Annotated in this window: 19 protein-coding genes; 10 read left to right on the plus strand and 9 right to left on the minus strand. The window is 65.6% G+C overall.

Annotated elements, in window-relative coordinates:
• Window positions 1-188: 188 nt before the first annotated feature.
• Window positions 189-2,291 carry a malate synthase G gene (locus KK488_RS06085; protein WP_214622239.1) on the minus strand — a complete coding sequence of 701 codons (2,103 nt, stop codon included), beginning with the start codon at window positions 2,289-2,291 and terminating at the stop codon, window positions 189-191.
• A 5-nt stretch (window positions 2,292-2,296) separates the two neighbouring features.
• The gene (locus tag KK488_RS06090) at window positions 2,297-2,725 is read right to left on the minus strand and encodes a GlcG/HbpS family heme-binding protein (RefSeq protein ID WP_214622240.1); all 429 of its coding nucleotides are present in this window, start codon (window positions 2,723-2,725) and stop codon (window positions 2,297-2,299) included.
• Between the two features lie 169 nt (window positions 2,726-2,894).
• On the opposite strand from KK488_RS06090, the gene dapD reads away from it, so the two are divergent.
• From dapD to KK488_RS06115, 5 genes are all read left to right on the plus strand, one after another.
• A complete protein-coding gene (gene dapD / locus KK488_RS06095; RefSeq protein WP_214622241.1) occupies window positions 2,895-3,737 on the plus strand; it encodes a 2,3,4,5-tetrahydropyridine-2,6-dicarboxylate N-succinyltransferase in 843 nt (280 codons plus the stop codon).
• Window positions 3,738-3,769: 32 nt separating this feature from the next.
• Window positions 3,770-4,129, plus strand: a complete 360-nt coding sequence (locus KK488_RS06100; RefSeq protein WP_214622242.1) for an energy transducer TonB — start codon at window positions 3,770-3,772, stop codon at window positions 4,127-4,129.
• Between the two features lie 8 nt (window positions 4,130-4,137).
• A complete protein-coding gene (locus tag KK488_RS06105) occupies window positions 4,138-4,593 on the plus strand; it encodes a GNAT family N-acetyltransferase (RefSeq protein ID WP_214622243.1) in 456 nt (151 codons plus the stop codon).
• Window positions 4,594-4,658: 65 nt separating this feature from the next.
• The gene (locus KK488_RS06110; RefSeq protein ID WP_214622244.1) at window positions 4,659-7,031 is read left to right on the plus strand and encodes a ribonuclease R family protein; all 2,373 of its coding nucleotides are present in this window, start codon (window positions 4,659-4,661) and stop codon (window positions 7,029-7,031) included.
• 91 nt (window positions 7,032-7,122) lie between these two features.
• Window positions 7,123-7,593, plus strand: coding sequence for a hypothetical protein (locus KK488_RS06115; RefSeq protein ID WP_214622245.1), 471 nt, complete (start codon window positions 7,123-7,125; stop codon window positions 7,591-7,593).
• A 52-nt stretch (window positions 7,594-7,645) separates the two neighbouring features.
• On the opposite strand, the gene KK488_RS06120 is transcribed toward KK488_RS06115, so the two are convergent.
• The 3 genes from KK488_RS06120 to KK488_RS06130 are packed head-to-tail and all read right to left on the minus strand — an operon-like array spanning window position 7,646 to window position 10,254.
• On the minus strand, window positions 7,646-8,554 hold the full coding sequence (locus KK488_RS06120; RefSeq protein ID WP_214622246.1) for a prephenate/arogenate dehydrogenase family protein: 909 nt from the start codon (window positions 8,552-8,554) through the stop codon (window positions 7,646-7,648).
• Window positions 8,554-9,675 (minus strand): histidinol-phosphate transaminase, encoded by a 1,122-nt coding sequence (gene hisC / locus KK488_RS06125; protein ID WP_214622247.1) that lies wholly within the window; start codon window positions 9,673-9,675, stop codon window positions 8,554-8,556. The genes KK488_RS06120 and hisC overlap by 1 nt, the downstream gene beginning before the upstream one ends.
• Before the next feature lie 54 nt (window positions 9,676-9,729).
• Complete coding sequence (locus KK488_RS06130) at window positions 9,730-10,254, minus strand: flavodoxin family protein (RefSeq protein WP_214622248.1); 525 nt, start codon at window positions 10,252-10,254, stop codon at window positions 9,730-9,732.
• A 92-nt stretch (window positions 10,255-10,346) separates the two neighbouring features.
• On the opposite strand from KK488_RS06130, the gene metX reads away from it, so the two are divergent.
• The 5 genes from metX to KK488_RS06155 all read left to right on the plus strand — a co-directional run bounded on the left by metX (window position 10,347) and on the right by KK488_RS06155 (window position 15,215).
• Window positions 10,347-11,492, plus strand: a complete 1,146-nt coding sequence (metX, locus tag KK488_RS06135; RefSeq protein ID WP_214622249.1) for a homoserine O-acetyltransferase MetX — start codon at window positions 10,347-10,349, stop codon at window positions 11,490-11,492.
• Entirely contained in the window at window positions 11,489-11,923 is a 435-nt protein-coding gene (locus KK488_RS06140) for a GNAT family N-acetyltransferase (RefSeq protein ID WP_214622250.1), read from the plus strand. The genes metX and KK488_RS06140 overlap by 4 nt, the downstream gene beginning before the upstream one ends.
• Window positions 11,920-12,513 carry a methionine biosynthesis protein MetW gene (gene metW / locus KK488_RS06145; RefSeq protein ID WP_214622251.1) on the plus strand — a complete coding sequence of 198 codons (594 nt, stop codon included), beginning with the start codon at window positions 11,920-11,922 and terminating at the stop codon, window positions 12,511-12,513. Before KK488_RS06140 ends, metW begins: the two co-directional genes overlap by 4 nt.
• Before the next feature lie 92 nt (window positions 12,514-12,605).
• Complete coding sequence (locus KK488_RS06150) at window positions 12,606-13,856, plus strand: multidrug effflux MFS transporter (RefSeq protein WP_214622252.1); 1,251 nt, start codon at window positions 12,606-12,608, stop codon at window positions 13,854-13,856.
• A 216-nt stretch (window positions 13,857-14,072) separates the two neighbouring features.
• Window positions 14,073-15,215, plus strand: coding sequence for a 5-methyltetrahydropteroyltriglutamate--homocysteine S-methyltransferase (locus tag KK488_RS06155; protein ID WP_214622253.1), 1,143 nt, complete (start codon window positions 14,073-14,075; stop codon window positions 15,213-15,215).
• Window positions 15,216-15,305: 90 nt separating this feature from the next.
• Here KK488_RS06155 and KK488_RS06160 read toward each other — a convergent pair whose 3' ends face one another.
• The 4 genes from KK488_RS06160 to KK488_RS06175 all read right to left on the minus strand — a co-directional run bounded on the left by KK488_RS06160 (window position 15,306) and on the right by KK488_RS06175 (window position 17,933).
• Window positions 15,306-16,835, minus strand: a complete 1,530-nt coding sequence (locus KK488_RS06160) for an amino acid permease (protein ID WP_214622254.1) — start codon at window positions 16,833-16,835, stop codon at window positions 15,306-15,308.
• Window positions 16,836-16,959: 124 nt separating this feature from the next.
• Window positions 16,960-17,337, minus strand: a complete 378-nt coding sequence (locus KK488_RS06165) for a histidine triad nucleotide-binding protein (protein WP_214622255.1) — start codon at window positions 17,335-17,337, stop codon at window positions 16,960-16,962.
• Window positions 17,338-17,341: 4 nt separating this feature from the next.
• A complete protein-coding gene (locus KK488_RS06170) occupies window positions 17,342-17,659 on the minus strand; it encodes a phosphoribosyl-ATP diphosphatase (RefSeq protein ID WP_214622256.1) in 318 nt (105 codons plus the stop codon).
• Between the two features lie 58 nt (window positions 17,660-17,717).
• A complete protein-coding gene (locus KK488_RS06175; protein WP_214622257.1) occupies window positions 17,718-17,933 on the minus strand; it encodes a hypothetical protein in 216 nt (71 codons plus the stop codon).
• Window positions 17,934-17,948 lie beyond the last annotated feature (15 nt).

Here is a 17,948-nt window from a genome sequence, read left to right on the forward strand (position 1 = left end):
GAGCCATCCGACACGCCGTCCTCCGCAACAGAACAGGGCACACCCAGAAGCGCCGCTGCTCCGCCCACGCGGTTCGATGCTGCGGGATCAGGTGTAGCGCGCGGGGGGCGGCGCTGTCCGGTGACAATGGCTGTTAGATTTATGACAAGGGCTGTGGAGTCATGCCCTTACCCCTGCGGGCGAGAGGGTCAGTCTCCCTTCACCTTCCGCCGCCACATATGCAGCAGCGGCTCGGTATAGCCGTTGGGCTGTGCGATCCCCTCGAACACGAGCGCGCGCGCGGCCTGCCAGGCCATGCTTTCGGGATGCCCTGCCATTGGCTTGTAGAGAGGGTCGTCCGCATTCTGCGCGTCGACCTTCGCCGCCATCTTGTCGAACGCGGCATTGACCTGCGCCTCGGTGCAGACCCCATGCAGCAGCCAGTTGGCGATATGCTGCGAGGAGATGCGCAGCGTGGCGCGGTCTTCCATCAGGCCGATATCGTTGATGTCCGGCACCTTGGAGCAGCCGATACCCTGATCGATCCACCGCACGACATAGCCGAGAATGCCCTGCGCATTATTCTCCAGCTCCTGCGCGATCTCCTCCTGCGACCAGTTGGTGCCGGGCGAGACCGGAATGGTCAGCAGCGCGTCGAGCGGGGCGACCGGCTCCCTCGCCCGCTTGGCCTGCCGGGCGGCGACATCGACAGCGTGATAGTGCGTCGCGTGCAAGGTCGCGGCGGTCGGCGAAGGCACCCAGGCGGTGTTGGCGCCGGTCATCGGATGGCCGACCTTCTGCTCCAGCATGTCGGCCATGCGATCCGGCGCAGCCCACATGCCCTTGCCGATCTGCGCGCGGCCCGAGAAGCCGGCGGCGAGGCCGATCTGCACGTTGCGATCCTCGTAGGCCTTGATCCAGGCGGCGCTCTTCATGTCGCCCTTGCGGATCATCGGCCCGGCCCGCATCGAGGTGTGCATCTCGTCGCCGGTGCGATCGAGGAAGCCGGTGTTGATGAACACGACGCGATCCTTCACCGCATGAATGCAGGCGGCCAGGTTTGCGGACGTGCGCCGCTCCTCGTCCATCACGCCGACCTTGAGCTGGTGGCGCGACAGGCCCAGCAGATCCTCGATCGCGTCGAACAGATCATTGGTGAAGGCGCATTCATCCGGCCCGTGCATCTTGGGCTTCACAATATAGATGCCGCCAGTGCGGCTGTTCCGGAACTGGCCGAGGCCCTTGAGATCGTGCAGCGCGATCAGGCTCGTCACGATGCCGTCGAGAATACCCTCCGGCGCCTCTTCGCCATCGGCCAGATGAATCGCCGGCGTGGTCATGAGATGCCCGACATTGCGCACGAACAGCAGGCTGCGGCCCTTGAGGACCACCTCGGCGCCACCCGGCCCGGCATAAACGCGGTCTGCGTCGAGTCTGCGCGTCAGCGTCCTGCCGCCCTTCTCGAAGGTCGCTTCCAGATCGCCCTTCATCAGGCCGAGCCAGTTGGCATAGGCCGCGACCTTGTCCTGCGCGTCCACCGCCGCGACCGAATCCTCCAGATCGACGATGGTCGAGAGCGCGGATTCGAGCAGGATGTCGGCGATACCGGCGGGATCGTCCCGGCCGATCGGATGCGCCGGGTCGAAGACCACCTCGATGTGCAACCCGTTGTGCCGGAACAGCCGGCTCGTCTCGCTCCTGCCAACATATTGCGACGGATCGGCCAGTGCGATGCCGTCCGATGAATCGCCGAGATCGGCCCAGCTGCCGGACTCGAGCGGCACTGCCTTGTCGAGGAAGGCCTTGGCCCAGGCGATCACCTGCGCGCCGCGTGCCGCATCATAGCCGCCCGGCGCCGCCTTGCCCGGAATCGCATCCGTCCCGTAGAGCGCGTCGTAGAGGCTGCCCCAGCGCGCATTGGCCGCGTTGAGCAGGAAACGCGCATTGAGCACGGGCACGACCAGCTGCGGCCCGGCCATGCTGGCGAGCTCGGGATCGACATTGTCGGACCCGATCGTGAAGGGTGCCGGCTCGGGCACCAGATAGCCGATCTCGCGCAGGAAGGCCTGATATTCCGCCTGATCGATCGGCTTGCCCGCGCGCGCCAGATGCCAGGCATCGATCTGTGCCTGCAGAGCGTCGCGCCTGGCGAGCAGCGCCTCGTTGCGCGGGGCGAAGCGGGCGAAGATGTCCGCCGTGCCCTGCCAGAAAGCCTCAGCCGTAAGTCCCGTGCCGGGCAGCGCCTGGCCTTCGATGAAGTCCGCCAGCTCGGCCGCGACCGAGAGGCCGGCGCGTGTCACTTGCTTCGTCATGACGATCAGCCCTGCGCCTTGAGGCCGGCCGCCGCGATGCCGGCGAGCGCTGCCGCCTCGTCATTGTCCGAGGTGTCGCCGGTGACGCCGACCGCGCCCAGGAATGCGCCGCTCGCATCGACCACGATCACGCCGCCCGCCGCCGGGATCACCGGATGCGGCGCCGAGGCGGTAAAGGCGCCGAGGAACCAGGGCCGCTCTTCCGCCATCACGCCGAGCCGGCGCGACGAAGCACCGATCGCCAGCGCGCCCGCCGCCTTGCCGGTCGCGATCTGCGCACGGCCGAACGAGGCGCCGTCCTGACGCTGGAAGGCGATGAGATGCCCGCCGGCATCCGTCACCACGACGCTCAGCGGATTGAGGCGCGCTTCCGCCCCCTTGGCGAAGGCGCCGGCGATGATGGCATTGGCTTGCGAAAGCGTGATCTGGCCCATGTCTCTCTCCTGATCTGGGGTAACGCATGTCGATACTCCGTGTGGCAATATCCGTCCACGCGCGCGGGCGATAGTTCGAATTCTCACGATTTGTTCGGGGTGCACAGCTGGGCATTTTGTCCTATGGGGCGCGCAACTCCGCCCCAAAGACGACTCTCGAGAGGACGCCATGACCGACACGACCCTGATCGCCACCATCGACACGGCCTGGGACGACCGCGCCAATATCGGCCTCACCACCGGCGGGGACGTGCGCGCCGCGGTGAACCGCGCGCTGGCGCTCCTCGATTCGGGCGAAGCGCGCGTGGCCGAGCCCACGGCAAATGGCTGGCAGGTCAATCAATGGCTCAAGAAGGCGGTGCTGCTGAGCTTCCGCCTCAACGACAATGGCCTGATCGACAATGGCCCGGGCGCCGGTCACTGGTGGGACAAGGTGCCGAGCAAGTTCACCGGCTGGGGCGAGGCGGAGTTCCGCGCCGCCGGCTTCCGCGCCGTGCCCGGCTCCGTCGTGCGCGCCGGCGCGCATGTCGCAAAGAATGTCATCCTGATGCCGAGCTTCACCAATATCGGCGCCTATGTCGGCGAGGGCACGATGGTCGATACCTGGGTGACGGTGGGCAGCTGCGCGCAGATCGGCAAGAACGTGCATCTCTCCGGTGGCGTCGGCATCGGCGGCGTGCTCGAGCCGCTACAGGCCGATCCGGTCATCATTGAGGATGACTGCTTCATCGGCGCGCGCTCCGAAGTCGTCGAGGGCGTGCGCATCGGCAAGGGCGCCGTGCTGTCCATGGGCGTGTTCATCGGCCAATCGACCAAGATCGTCGACCGCGCCACGGGCAAGGTCTTCATGGGCGAAGTGCCGCCTTATTCGGTCGTCGTCCCCGGCGCGCTCCCCGGCAAGCCACTCCCGGACGGTACGCCCGGCCCAAGCCTCTACTGCGCCGTCATCGTTAAGACCGTCGACGAGCAGACGCGCTCCAAGACTGGGATCAACGACCTGCTGCGGGATTGAGGGGCAACCTGTCCTCATGTTAGTGAAACGGCATGAGACGGGGAAAAACTAAGCCGATATCCGCAATACTGACGGCGCTGCTCATCGCAGCGCCGTCAGTGGCGCAGTCCGATTTGCCCAAGCCCCGCACTTGGCAGGACGATGGCGATTATCCGGCGGACGCCGCAGCCAAATCCAAGACCGGCGTCACGACTGTCCAGTTCGACGTCACCGAAAAAGGCCGTGCGGAAAACTGCGCGATCATCGAAACGAGCGGGTCGGGCAAGCTTGATGGCCAATCTTGTGCATTGGTCCTGCGAAGGGCGCGTGTCACGCCCGCTAAGGATGAACAAGGACGTGCCGTTCGATCCGTCCAGACCCGCAAGATCGACTGGAGGAAGATGGCCAACTGACACTGGACATGATCCCCATGCACATCCACCAGGCCACCATCGTCAACCTCGATCAGCTCGTCCCGCTGTTCGACGCCTATCGCCAATTCTACGCCCAGCCCTCCGACCTGTCGGGCGCCCGCGCATTTCTGTCCGAGCGCCTCAAGCGCGCGCAATCGACCATCTTCCTCGCGCTCGACGAGGCCGGCGCGGCGCTCGGCTTCACCCAGCTCTACCCAAGCTTCACCTCGACGCGCATGCAGCGCATCTTCATTCTGAACGACCTGTATGTCGCCCCTGAGCGCCGCAAGCTCGGCGTCGGCAAAGCCCTGCTCGCCGCCGCCGCCGATTTCGCCCGAACGGAGGGCGCGGCGCGGCTGACGCTCTCAACGGCCATCGACAATCTGACCGCGCAAAACATCTATGAAGCCAATGGCTGGGTTCGCGAGACGGCCTTCTACAGCTACAATCTCGCCCTGTCCTGAGCCGCATCGCCGGTATCACCCTCATTTGATTGGCCCTCGCGCGCGCCGATCCCTATACCCGGCCCATGGCATCACCCCACAAACCCAGGCACATCAAACCGGCCGGCATGCCGAGCCGTCAGCAGATCATCGACTTCATCTCGGAGTCCGACACGCCGGCCGGCAAGCGCGAGATTGCCAAGGCGTTCGGGCTGAAAGGCAATGAGAAGATCCTCCTGAAGGCCCTGCTCAAGGACATGGCCGACGAAGGCCTGATCGACAGCGGCCCGGCGCGCGCTTTTCACAAGATGGGCGGCGTGCCCAAAGTAACGGTGCTGCGCGTCGTCGATGCCGAGGGCGGGCAGGTGATCGCGGTCCCCGAGCGCTGGGAGGCGGAGGGCATCCCCATCCCGCGCCTGCGCGTCATGGAGCGCGGCAAGCGCGGCGCGCTGGGCGTGGGCGACCGCATCCTCGCGCGCACCGAGGAAGCCGGCCGGGGCTGGATCGCCCATCCGATGAAGAAGCTCGCCGGTGCCGCCGAGCAGATGCTCGGCGTCGTCGGCAAGGATGAGCGCGGCAAGCTCGTCCTGCGCCCGGTCGACAAGCGCGTCCGCCACGAGACCGCGATCAGCGACGCGGGAGAGGCCGAGTTGGGCGATCTCGTCCTCGCCGAGACCAGCGGGCGGCCGCCCAAGGTCTTTGCACGTGTGACGGAAGTGCTGGGCGATCCCTTCCAGCCGCGCAGCTTCAGCCTGATCGCCATCCACAAATATGGCATCCCCCATGAATTTCCCGAGGAGACCGAGGAAGAAGCCGCGAAGGTCCATGACCTGCCCCTCCATGCCGACCAGCGCGAGGATCTGCGTCACCTTCCCATCGTCGCGATCGACCCGGTCGACGCGCGCGATTTCGACGATGCGGTCTGGGCTGCGGCGGATGAAGATCCCGCCAATGAGGGCGGCTACAGGGCGATCGTGGCTATCGCCGATGTTAGCTATTATGTTCGCCCCGGCTCAGCCCTCGACCGCCAGGCGCGGCGGCGCGGCAACAGCGTCTATTTCCCCGATCTGGTCGTGCCGATGCTGCCCCATGCATTGTCGTCGGACATGTGCTCGCTGCGCGCAGCCGAGGACCGGGCCGCCATGGCCTGTCACCTCGTCATCGACAAGCATGGCAAGGTTACGGGCTGGCGCTTCGCCCGCGCCGTCATCCGCGTCGCGGCCAACATTCCCTACGAGCAGGCGCAGCTCGCCATCGATCATGATGCCGGCCGGCCAGGCCCGAGCATCGCCGATCCGCGCTTCGATCCGCTGATGCTCAACCGGCTGGTGGCGGACAATTTGGTGGAGGCGGCGCTGAAGCCGCTCTGGGCCTGCTGGCGGCTGCTGGACAAGGCGCGCACAGCGCGCGATCCGCTCGATCTCGATCTGCCCGAGCGGCGCGTGGTGCTGGACGAGGCCGGCCGCATCGTCAGCATCGCGATCCGCGAGCGGCTCGATGCGCACCGGCTGATCGAGGAATATATGATCAGCGCCAATGTCGCGGCGGCCAAGGCGCTGGAGGCGAAGAAGGCGCCGGTCATGTATCGCATCCACGAGCCGCCCAGCCGCGAGAAGCTGACGGCGCTCAAGGATTATCTCGACACGTTCGAAATCCCGCTCGCCCTCGGTCAGGTCATCACCACCAAGACCTTCAACCGCATCATCGCCCAGATCCCAGACGATGCCGCCGCCCGCCCGCAGATCATGGAGCAGATATTGCGCAGCCAGACGCAGGCCTATTACGGCCCGCGCAATGCCGGGCATTTCGGCCTCGCGCTCGGCAGCTATGCACACTTCACCTCGCCGATCCGCCGCTATGCGGATCTCCTGGTCCACCGCTCGCTGGTGGGTGCTTACAGCCTTGAGCTACCCGCGCCCAAGGACAAGGCGATCGCCGCGGGCACGCGCTTGTCAGCCGAGGACGTTGCCGATCTCGCGCCGATCGGCGAGCGGATCAGCCAGTATGAGCGCCGCGCGATGGAGGCGGAGCGCGAGACGATCGACCGCTATGTCGCGGCGTTCCTCTCGGCGCGGGTCGGCGAGGTCCTGGCCTGCCGCATTACTGGCGTGCAGAATTTCGGCTTCTTCGCGACGGTGGTGGAACTCGGCGGTGACGGGCTGGTGCCGGTCTCGACGCTGGGCGCCGAGCGCTTCCGTTATGACGAGGTGCATCACGCTCTGGAAGGCGAGCATAGCGGCACCCGCTATGCGCTCGGCGACATGATCGATCTACGCTTGGTCGAGGCCGATCCGGTCAGCGGCGCGCTGCGCTTCGAGCTGCCAGTCGGCGCGAGCCACCTCCCGGTGCGCGGCGGCGACCGGCGCAGGCCGGGCGCGGGCCGACCGATCCGGCGGCAGGGCAGGCCGGCGAACATCCGCCACACCAGCTCGAAGCGCGGACCGACCAAAAGGCGCTGATGCGCGCACAACGAGTGTAACATTCCCCGTCTAGGGTGATAGCTATCGCCTGATCTAAACGCTCCGGGGCACATGGAGCATGGGAGCGGGAATGGTCGCCTCTTTCCTTCGCCTCCTTGCGGGACGGACACATCGCCCTGCGGCCGCACCCGCAGGGCCGGGTCTCGGCCTGTTCCTGCATGGCCGGAGAGATTTTGCGTTCGACGTGATCAGCGTCGGGCCGTTCGAAGAGACGCTGCGCGATCTCGCCCCGGCCGGCAAGGCGAACGGGGACCGGCAGGAGTGCATCGCAGCCCTCGTCTGCCGGGATGGCAACCCTCTCCAGAGAAATACCGTAGCCATCGAGATCGGCGGCCGGACCGTCGGCTATTGTCCGAGCTACCTCGCCACGCAATATCGGGAATGGCTGGAAAAATGGTGCTTCTCGGCGGCCGGCGTGCTGTGCAACGCCGTCATCGTGCGGCCGCCGGGCCTGGCTGGCGGCCGGTCTTCCACGCCCAGCGTGAAGCTCGACATCGAGTTGCCCTTCAAGGTGACGACCGTCCACACCCGCTATGGATGAGGGCCTGACCGCGCTTGTCCGCAGCCGAAACAGACCCGGCCCAGTCGAAGTCCTATTCGTGATGGCGCCCGAAATCCGGCGCGGCATCATCCTGCCCCTGCTCGATGATCGAGCGGCGAATCGCACGTGTTTTGGAGAAATGATCGAACAATGCCTCGCCGTCGCCCCAGCGGATCGCGCGCTGGAGCTGGGTCAGATCCTCGGTGAAGCGCTGGAGCATTTCCAGAACGGCGTCCTTGTTTGCCAGGAACACGTCGCGCCACATGGTCGGGTCGGAGGCGGCGATGCGGGTGAAGTCACGAAAGCCGCCGGCCGAGAATTTGATCACCTCGCTGCGGGTTACGTCCTCAAGGTCGCTGGCCGTACCGACGATCGTGTAGGCGATGATATGCGGCAGGTGGCTGGTGATGGCGAGCACAAGGTCATGATGCGCCGGGTCCATCATCTCGATATTGGCGCCGATCCGCTTCCACAATTCCTCGACGCGAGCGATCGCGATAGGATCGGTACCCTCAGGCGGCGTCAGGATACACCAGCGGTTTTGGAACAAGGTCGCGAAACCCGCTTCCGGCCCGCTATTCTCCGTGCCGGCGACGGGATGCGCCGGGACCATCGTAACGTCCGGCAGAACCTCGCGGATCGCCGCGATGATACTTGCCTGACAGGAGGCAGTTTCCGACAGGATCGCCTCGGCCGGCAGGTCATCGGCGATCGCCATCGCCGCCGCCTTCATCCCGCCGGGCGGCACGCAGAGGATCACCAGATCGGCATCGACGACCGACGCGCCTGCCGTATCGGTAATGTCATCGCACAGGTCGATGCGCCGCGCGATCTCGCGTACCTGCGGGCTCGCATCATGGCCGGTCACGCGCACCGTGGGCAGATAGGCGCGGATAGCATGCGCCAGCGACGAGCCGATCAGGCCGAGGCCGATGATGGTGATGCGCGTGAACGGCATCATCAGGCGGCGCCGACAATCTTGCGCAGCGCGGCGATGAGACCGGTCATCTCCTCGGGCGTGCCGATGGTGATGCGCAGGCCATGTGGCAGATCCTGCCCCGGTAGCCAGCGCACGATATAGCCAGCGTCCATCAGGCCCTTGTATGCCGTCTCGGCACTGGTCTCGCCCTCGAACAGGACGAGACTGAAATTCGCCTTCGATGGCACGGCGCGCAGGCCCTTGTTGCCGAGCGCGTTGATCTCTGCTTCGAAGCGCGTGCGCCATTCCAGATTATGCGCACGGCTGCGCTCGACGAAATCGCGGTCATGGAGCGCCGCGATCGCCGCGCGTCCGGCGGCGATGCTGAACGAGAAGGGCTGGCGGATGCGGTTCATCGCATCAATGACAGCGGGGCTACCATAGCCCCAGCCAACGCGCGCCGACGCCAGGCCGAAAATCTTCGAGAAGGTACGCGTCACCAGAACGTTGGGCTGGGTACGGGCCAGTTCCAGTCCGCCATCGTCATCCTGCGAATCGAGATATTCCGTATAGGCCTGATCAAGCACCAGCAGCACGTGGCGGGGCAGCCCCGCATGCAGACGGGCAATCTCTGCGCGCGATGAATAGGTGCCAGTGGGGTTGTTCGGATTGGCGACGAAGACGATGCGCGTCCTGTCCGTCACCCGTGCCAGGATCGCATCGACATCGGTCGCATAATCCTTGTCCGGCGCCACCACCGGTGTCGCGCCGACGCGGCGGGTCGCGATCGGATAGACCGTAAAACCATAGCGCACATAGATGACCTCGTCGCCCGGCCCGGCAAAAGCACCGGCCGCCATGTGCAACACTTCGTCGGAGCCGGTGCCGCAAAGGATGCGCTCCGGATCGAGATCATAATGCGCGCCCAATGCCGTGCGCAGCTCGACTGCGGCACTGTCCGGATAGCGCTCCAGCACCGGCGCAGCCGAGACGAAGGCATCGCGCACGGCCTGCGAGGTACCGAACGGATTCTCGTTGGAGGAAAGCTTGGCGACGCTGCGCCCGTCGTCCGTCTTGGACTTGCCGGGCACATAGGGTGCGATCGCCATGATCCAGTCCTTGGGGACGGGGGCGTCGGCGGTGAGGATATCTGTGTCTGTCATGGCCTGCGCCTTTAGCGGCGCGCGGGGTGATTGGCAAAGGGCGGCTTTGCGCGGTCAGATGCGTCCTGCAAGCCCGGCCAGCGGCGCCAGCGCCGTTTCGTCCAGCGGTTTGCCGCGATCGGACATCACGTAGGTCTTCCCGCCCCAATCCATTGCGAAGAAGGCAGCGGTGCGTGCGAAGGGCTCCTCGAAGCCCGGCGGCGGGGTAGGATCCGTGCCGGTAACCACGCACGACAGCGTGCCACCGGCCAGCGCTCGGCCCTCCGGCTGGCGCAGAAGATCGGTGAACCGATCGAAGAAGATCTTCATGATCCCGCTCATCGCGTACCAGTAGACCGGCGTCACAAAGATGGTGTGCCGCCGCGCCGCCATGGCCCGCGCGATCGCGCGGAAATCGTCCCGGTCCAGCGAGCCGCCATAGCGAAACGGCTCGATGCGCCATTCTGCAAGATCGATGACGTCCGCCCGCTCGCCAAGCAACCCCTGCAGCCGGCGCACGATCAACATCGTGGTGCCGTCGGCGCGTGCCGATCCTGCAATCACCAGCACGGGTCCGGTATTGTCGATCGCTTCCGTCACAAAGCCGTTGAACCTGCCCACCCGCTGCCCGTCAATCCCACAAAAGTGCCCACCGATTGACAAGCCCTGCGCATCGGCTCAATCGCTGGGCCATGTCCGTGCAGAGCGACATCGCCGCCGCCGCGACCGACCAGCGCTTCGGCCTGCGCCGGACCGTCCGGCTGCCCGGACCGCTGAAGCTCGACGGCGGCGGGGCGCTGGCGCCCGTCGACATCGCGTACGAGACCTATGGCAGCCTGAATGCCGATGGCAGCAACGCCATCCTGATCTGCCACGCGCTGACCGGCGACCAGTTCGTCGCCTCGAGCCATCCGGTGACGGGCAAACCGGGCTGGTGGACCCGCGCTGTCGGGCCGGACAAGCCGATCGACCCGGATCGTCATTTCATCATTTGCGCCAATGTACTGGGAAGCTGCCTCGGTTCCTCGGGTCCGGCCAGCGTCGACCCGGTAATCGGCGTGCCCTACGCGATGCGCTTCCCGGTCATCACCATCGCCGACATGGTGCGCGCGCAGGCAATGCTGCTCGATCATCTCGGGGTGGCGAAGCTGGAAGCCGTCATCGGCGGATCGATGGGCGGGATGCAGGCGCTCGCCTGGCCAACGATTTTCCCCGATCGGGTGCGCGGCGCCATCGTCATCGCCTCGACCGCGCGGCACAGCGCGCAGAACATCGCTTTCCACGAGGTCGGGCGCCAGGCGATCATGGCCGATCCGCGCTGGCGGGGCGGTAATTATTATGCCGATGGCGACGCGCCCGCAGCGGGCCTCGCCGTGGCGCGCATGGCCGCGCACATCACCTATCTCTCCGAGGCAGGCCTCACCGAGAAGTTCGGGCGGCGGCTGCAGGGGCGCGACAGCAAGACCTTCGGTTTCGACGCCGATTTTCAGGTCGAGAGCTATCTGCGCCACCAGGGCATCAGCTTCGTCGAGCGGTTCGATGCCAACTCCTATCTCTACATCACACGCGCAACCGACTATTTCGATCTCGCCGAGGATCATGACGGCAGCCTCGCGCTCGCCTTCGGGCGGACGCGGGCGCGCTTCTGCCTGATCAGTTTCGACACCGACTGGCTCTATCCCACGCGGGAATCGCGCAACATCGTCCATGCGCTGCATGCAGCCGGGCGCGAGGCGAGCTTCGTCGAGCTGGCCAGCCCCTTCGGCCATGACGCCTTCCTCCTGGAGGCGCCGGAGATGAACCGGGTCATCGACGGGTTCCTGCGGGCCGGCGAATGATCACGCTCTCTGACGAAAAGCCGCGGCTCGACGTCGCGCGCATCCACGACTGGCTCGCATCCAGCTATTGGTCGCCCGGCATCGCACGCGAGATCGTCGAGCGGGCCATCGCCGGCTCGCATTGCCTTGGCGCCTACGATGCGGACGGCGCGCAGATCGGCTTCGCGCGGATGATTACCGATCATGCGACGTTCGCCTGGCTTGCCGACGTCTGGGTCGACGAGCCGGCGCGGGGCCAGGGGCTCGGACGGCGCATGGTCGGCTGGTTCCTCGACCATCCCGATTTTCAGGGCCTGCGCCGCATTGGCCTGACCACGGCGGATGCCCACGGCGTCTATGCCGCGCTCGGCTTCAACGCGCTGATGCGGCCCGATCGCTACATGGAGCGGTTCGCGTCGGATTTCGCCAGCATGCTGAGCCAGGCGTCGTGACCGATACGCTGCGCCCAGATCTGGCGCTCATCGCCCGACATGTCGCGCGCGGCGCGCGGGTGCTCGATGTCGGCTGCGGGGACGGCGCGCTGATGGCGGCGCTGCGCGATTCTGCCGGAGCGGACGTGCGCGGGCTGGAGATCGACCCTGCCAATGTCGCCAGCGCCGTGGCGCGCGGCCTCTCGGTGGTGCAAGGGGACGCCGACACGGATCTGAGCTATTATCCCGACAACAGCTTCCATTACGCCATCCTCAGCCAGACCTTGCAGACCACGCGCCGGCCGGACAAGGTCGTTCAGGAATTGCTGCGTATCGGCAAGCAGGCCTTCGTCTCCTTCCCCAATTTCGCGCATTGGCGCGGGCGCTTCTCCCTGCTGTTCGGCGGGCGCATGCCGGTCAACAAGATCCTGCCGCATCTCTGGTACGACACGCCCAACATCCATCATGTGACCATCGACGACTTCCGCGCGATGGTGCGCGAGCATGGCTGGAAGATCGACGGACAATGGTTCCTCAATGGCGGACGCGAGACCGGCTCGACCAACGCCAATCTCTTCGCCGAGCATGCGGTGTTTCTGCTGCGGGGATAATTCTTCCGCTCACGGGCTGGCAAAATCGGGCCTGTCCGTGCATAGGACACCACCCGGTTAATAATAGCAAGCAAACGATCAGGCCGAATCCCATGTCCGCCGAGACAAAGCCCTTCCCGATGCGCGACCGCGAATTCGTGGCGCTGATGGCGTCAATCATGGCGCTGAACGCGCTGGCCATCGACGCGATGCTGCCGGCCTTTCCGGCGATCCGCGCGGCCCTGCATGTCACCAATCCCAACAACATGCAGTATATGATCTCGACCTACATGATGGCCAACGCGGTGGGCTCGCTGGTCGCTGGCCCGCTCTCGGACCGGTTCGGGCGCCGGCCGATGCTGCTGCTATCCATCGCATTTTCGGCGATCGGGGGCCTCGCCAGCGGCATCTCGCCGACCTACGAGATTCTGCTGACGATGCGCGCGGTCCATGGCTTCTTCGCCGCAGGTCTTGGCGTGCTCGCCGTGTCGGTGATCCGGGACCGCTTCGCCGGCGACCAGATGGCGCGGCTGATGAGTCTCATCATTATCGTGTTCATGCTCGTGCCGGTGCTCGCGCCGTCGATCGGCCAGCTCGTTCTCGAGGTGGCAAGCTGGCGCAAGATCTTCCATGTCCTCGCCGTCGCCGCGGCCATGGTCTTCACCTGGGCCTGGTTCCGGCTGCCCGAGACGCTGCATGCCGAGTATCGTCAGCCCATCGCGATCCCGACCATCGCGCGCAACTGGTTGAGCTGCCTCACCGATCGGCAGGGCGTCGGCTATATGCTGGGTGCCAGCCTCATGATGGGCGGCATGTTCGGCTTCCTGAACAGCTCGCAGCAGATCTTCTACGACGTGTTCCACGCGGCCGATGTCTTCCCGATCGCCTTCGCCTGCGTCGCGGGGTCGATGGGCCTGGCCAATTTCTCGAACAGCCGCATCGTCGAGCGGTTCGGCGCGCGCCGCGTGTCTCACACCGCATTGCTCGGCTTCATCACCCTGAGCCTGCTCCAGCTCCTTGCGAGCCGGCTTCACCCCGAGCCGCTGGTCCTCTTCGTCGCGCTGGTCGCGATCAACATGGGCATGGTCGGCTTCACAGGATCGAATTTCGGCTCGATCGCCATGGAGCCCTTCGGCCGGATCGCCGGCTCGGCCGCCAGTTTCCAGAGCTTCGCGCGCATGGCGCTGGCGACAGCGATCGGCGCGATGACTGGCCAACGCTTCGACGGCACCACCGGGCCGCTCGCGCAGGGCTTCTTCGTGACCGGCCTCATCGCGCTCGGCTTCATCCTGTGGGCGGAAAAGGGGAAGCTGTTCACGCGGCCCCGCCTCGCCGGGCTGCGGCCCAATCATCCGACGCCCTGAGGCACGGCCTTTTCTGACTTCGTGCGTCCGCGCAGCGAATGCTGGACCTATCCTGGATTTCTGGTGATCGAGGCCCGTTTTGCGGCGTTGGCGCCCCGCGCGTCCCGTCGTCGTTCCGGCTCGGTATGGCGCACGTTCCGAATTCATCACATATAAAGCTTTTTATATATAAAGATTACTTTATATGTGCTGCTTCCACAGCATCGGAGAGAGACGATGAAGCACGACAAGATTGATGCGGGCACGAAAGCGAAGCCCCCCTTCCACGCCGATCATGTCGGCAGTTTTCTGCGCCCGCGGGCCCTGATCGAGGCGCGTGATGCCCGTCAGGCCGGCACCATCGACGCAGCCGCGCTGCGCGCCGTCGAGGATGAGGCGATTCGCGACATCGCCGCCTATCAGGAGAGCCTCGGCCTCAAGGCGATCACCGATGGCGAGTTCCGCCGGAAGTTCTTCCACACCGATTTCCTGCTCCAGCTCGACGGCATCGAGGAGCAAGGCGGCATGGAAGTCCAGTTCCAGAATGCCATCGGCAAGGACGTCCATTTCGCGCCGCCCAAGATGGTCGTGGTCGGCAAGATCGCGCATGCCAGGCCAATCCAGCGCGCCGATTACGAGTATCTGGCGAGCGTCACGCGCGAGACCGCCAAGGTCACGATCCCCTCGCCCACCATGCTGCACTTCCGCGCCGGCCGCGAAGGCATCAGCGAGGCGGTCTATCCGGACATGAAGGACTTCTTCGCGGACGTCGCCTCGGCCTATCAGGAAGAAGTCGCCGATCTCGCCGCCGCCGGCTGCCGCTACCTGCAGCTCGACGACACCAACCTTGCTTATCTGTGCGACGACAAGCAGCGCGAGAATGCCCGCAAGCGCGGCCTCGATCCCGATGACCTGCCGCGCCATTATGCCAAGATGATCAACGATGCGCTGGCAACCGCGCCGGCCGACATGTTCACCGCCATGCATCTGTGCCGGGGCAATTTCCGCTCCAGCTGGGCGGCCGAGGGCGGCTATGAGCCGGTCGCGGAGATCATGTTCAACGAGGTCGGCATCGACAGTTTCCTGCTGGAATATGACGATGCGCGTTCGGGCGATTTCGCGCCGCTGCGCTTCGTGCCCAAGGGCAAGCAGGTCGTGCTCGGCCTCGTCACCACCAAGCTCGGCGAACTGGAGACGCGCGACGAGATCCTGCGCCGCATCGAGGAGGCCGCCAAGTTCTGCCCGATCGACCAGCTCGCGCTCTCGCCGCAGTGCGGCTTCGCCTCGACGGTTCATGGCAACGATATCGCCTTCGAGCAGCAGACCGCCAAGATGCAGCTCGTCATGGACGTCGCCGCCGAGGTTTGGGGCGCGGACTGATCCTTCGGCCAGCGCCCTGATCCGCGGGCGAGACAAAGAACAGGGCCGCCCGATCCAGTCGGGCGGCCCTTTCTGTTCTGGCTCTTCTAATCAGGCGCCGGGGATCGGCGGCACCGACGAAGGCGGAAGATCACTGTCAGCCTCGTGTACCTCGATCGTCCCGCGCCCGACATGGCTGCGCGCGCGGCTATAGGTGAAATAGACGAGAAGACCGATCGCCGCCCAGGCAACGAAGATGAGCTTCGTCTTCGCATCGAGGCTGTAGAACAGATACGCGCAACCGATGATCGAGAGCGGCGCGGTCATCATGATGGCGGGGGTGCGGAACGGACGGAGGCGGCCGGCGTCCGTGCTGCGCAGCACCAACACCGCGATCGACACCGCCGCAAAGGCAAACAACGTGCCAGCATTGGACACGTCGGCGAGCAGACCGACCGGGAAGAAGGCTGCGAACAGGGTCACGAAGATACCCGTCAGGATGGTGATGACATGCGGTGTGTGGAAACGGGGATGCACGCGCGAGAAAAGCTCCGGCAACAGACCGTCGCGGCTCATTACGAAAAAGATGCGCGTCTGCCCAAACATCATCATGAGAATGACCGACGGCAGCGCGATGATCGCCGCCGCACCGACCAGCCAGCCGACGAACGGGTATCCGATCGACTTGAGCGTCCAGGCCAGGGCCTCCTTCGAGCACACAACGGCGGCTTCCTGAATCGCGGTGCAGGCCTGCGATAGTGCCGGCGTGCCGGGTGACAGTGCCTCGCCGGCCGAACCGAACACCGGCTGCGCGCCCACCGTCCCGATCACGCCGGCGGCAACCAAGAGATAGAAGATGGTGCAGATGGCGAGGCTGCCGATCAGGCCGATCGGCATGTTGCGCTGCGGGTTCTTGGTCTCCTCCGCAGCGGTCGAGACCGCGTCGAAGCCGACATAGGCGAAGAAGATGGAGGCCGCCGCGCCCGAGATGCCGGCAAAGCCCAGCGGCGCGAACGGCGTGAACTGACCGGTCTTGATCACCGGAATCGTCAGCGCAACGAACAAAGTGAGCGCCAGTATCTTGACCCCGACCAGCACGGCGTTGACCGTCGCGCTCTCCTTGGTGCCCTTAACCAGCAGTGCCGTGACCAGCGCCGCGATCAGCATCGCCGGGAGGTTGATCATGCCCCCGTCGAACGGCCCGCGCACGAGATCGAGTGGTACCTTGATGCCGAAACTGGTGTTGAGCCAGCCGATGAAATAGCCCGACCAGCCGACCGAGACCGCACCGGCCGCGATCGCATATTCGAGGATCAGCGCCCAGCCGACCATCCAGGCGATCAGCTCGCCCATCACGGCATAGCTGTAGGTATAGGCGGAGCCGGAGACCGGCACCATCGCCGCCATCTCCGCATAACAGAGGGCCGCCACGGCGCAGACGAAGCCGGCGATGACGAAGGACAGCATCATGCCCGGACCGGCTTTCTGCGCAGCCTCGGCCGTCAGCACGAAGATGCCGGTGCCGATGACGGCGCCGATGCCGAGCATGGTCAGCTGGAAGGCACCGAGCGAGCGGTGCAGCGATTTCTTTTCGGCGGTTGCCAGAATAGCGTCGAGCGGCTTGACGCGGCCAAAGATCATATCGGTTTCTTTCGCTTGTGCTGCGGCGATCGCCGCCAGCCCCCTAGAATGGCGGGAAGACTATCGACTTAATTCCCGGGTGCAAGTGCCGAAGCAGCGGAGCGACTCGCAGTCGAAGGCCGGCTCAGCGCGCGAGCATCGGACCGAGCGGCGCACCGGCGAAAATATGGACATGCAAATGCGCCACTTCCTGACCGGCGTTCGGCCCGGTGTTGGCCAGCAGGCGATAGCCCGGTTCGACCAAGCCTGCTTCCCGCGCGATGCGGCCGACCGCGCGCACGAAGGCAGCGATTTCCGGCTCGCTCGCCCGCGCCGAGAAATCGTCCCAGCTCACATAGGCGCCCTTGGGAATGACGAGGATATGCGTCGGCGCCTGCGGGGCGATGTCATGAAAGGCGAGCACATGCCCATCCTCATAGACAGTTCTGTTCGGTATCTCGCCACGCAGGATGCGCGCGAAGACGTTACTCTCATCATAGGGCAGGGTCGCGTCGATCGGCATGATGCTACTCCCTTGGCCGGGATGCCTTTTCAGCCAGCCCCGACACGCCTTCGCGGCGATCAAGCTCGGCCGTCACGTCCGCGAGCGTGACGCCGCTCTCGGTCAACAGGACGATGAGGTGGAAAAGCAGGTCCGCAGCCTCGCCGGTGAGACCGGCCCGGTCACCTTCCAGCGCGGCGATCACCGTCTCGACCGCTTCCTCGCCGAGCTTCTGCGCCATCTTGGCGCGGCCCTTGGCGCGCAACCGGGCGACATAGCTCGTCTCCGGGTCCGCATCCCGCCGAGCGATGATCGTGGCTTCGAGGCGCGAGAGGCTGTCCATGGCCATCTCCTTGCCGCTTGGCTGGCGGGCGTCAATGGGTTTCGCGGTGATTGCCTCCTCAGCGCGGCGTCTTGCCGTTCCGCCGATAGATGCGAGGGATGACGGCGCGCCCGACCACGAACGCGATGCCCGCGACGCCAAGCAGCAGCCAGTCCGGCCCACGCGATCCCTGTTGTGGCTCCGGCGCGCGCTGCGCCGCTGCGGTGCCCGGCGTCGCTGTTCCAATCAGCACTGCGGCAAACGGCAGCAGCGCGCGCGCGGCGCGCCTCGTCATTCCCATGTTCTTGTC

The organism is Sphingobium nicotianae (genome assembly GCF_018603885.1).
Classification (GTDB): Bacteria; Pseudomonadota; Alphaproteobacteria; order Sphingomonadales; family Sphingomonadaceae; genus Sphingobium; species Sphingobium nicotianae.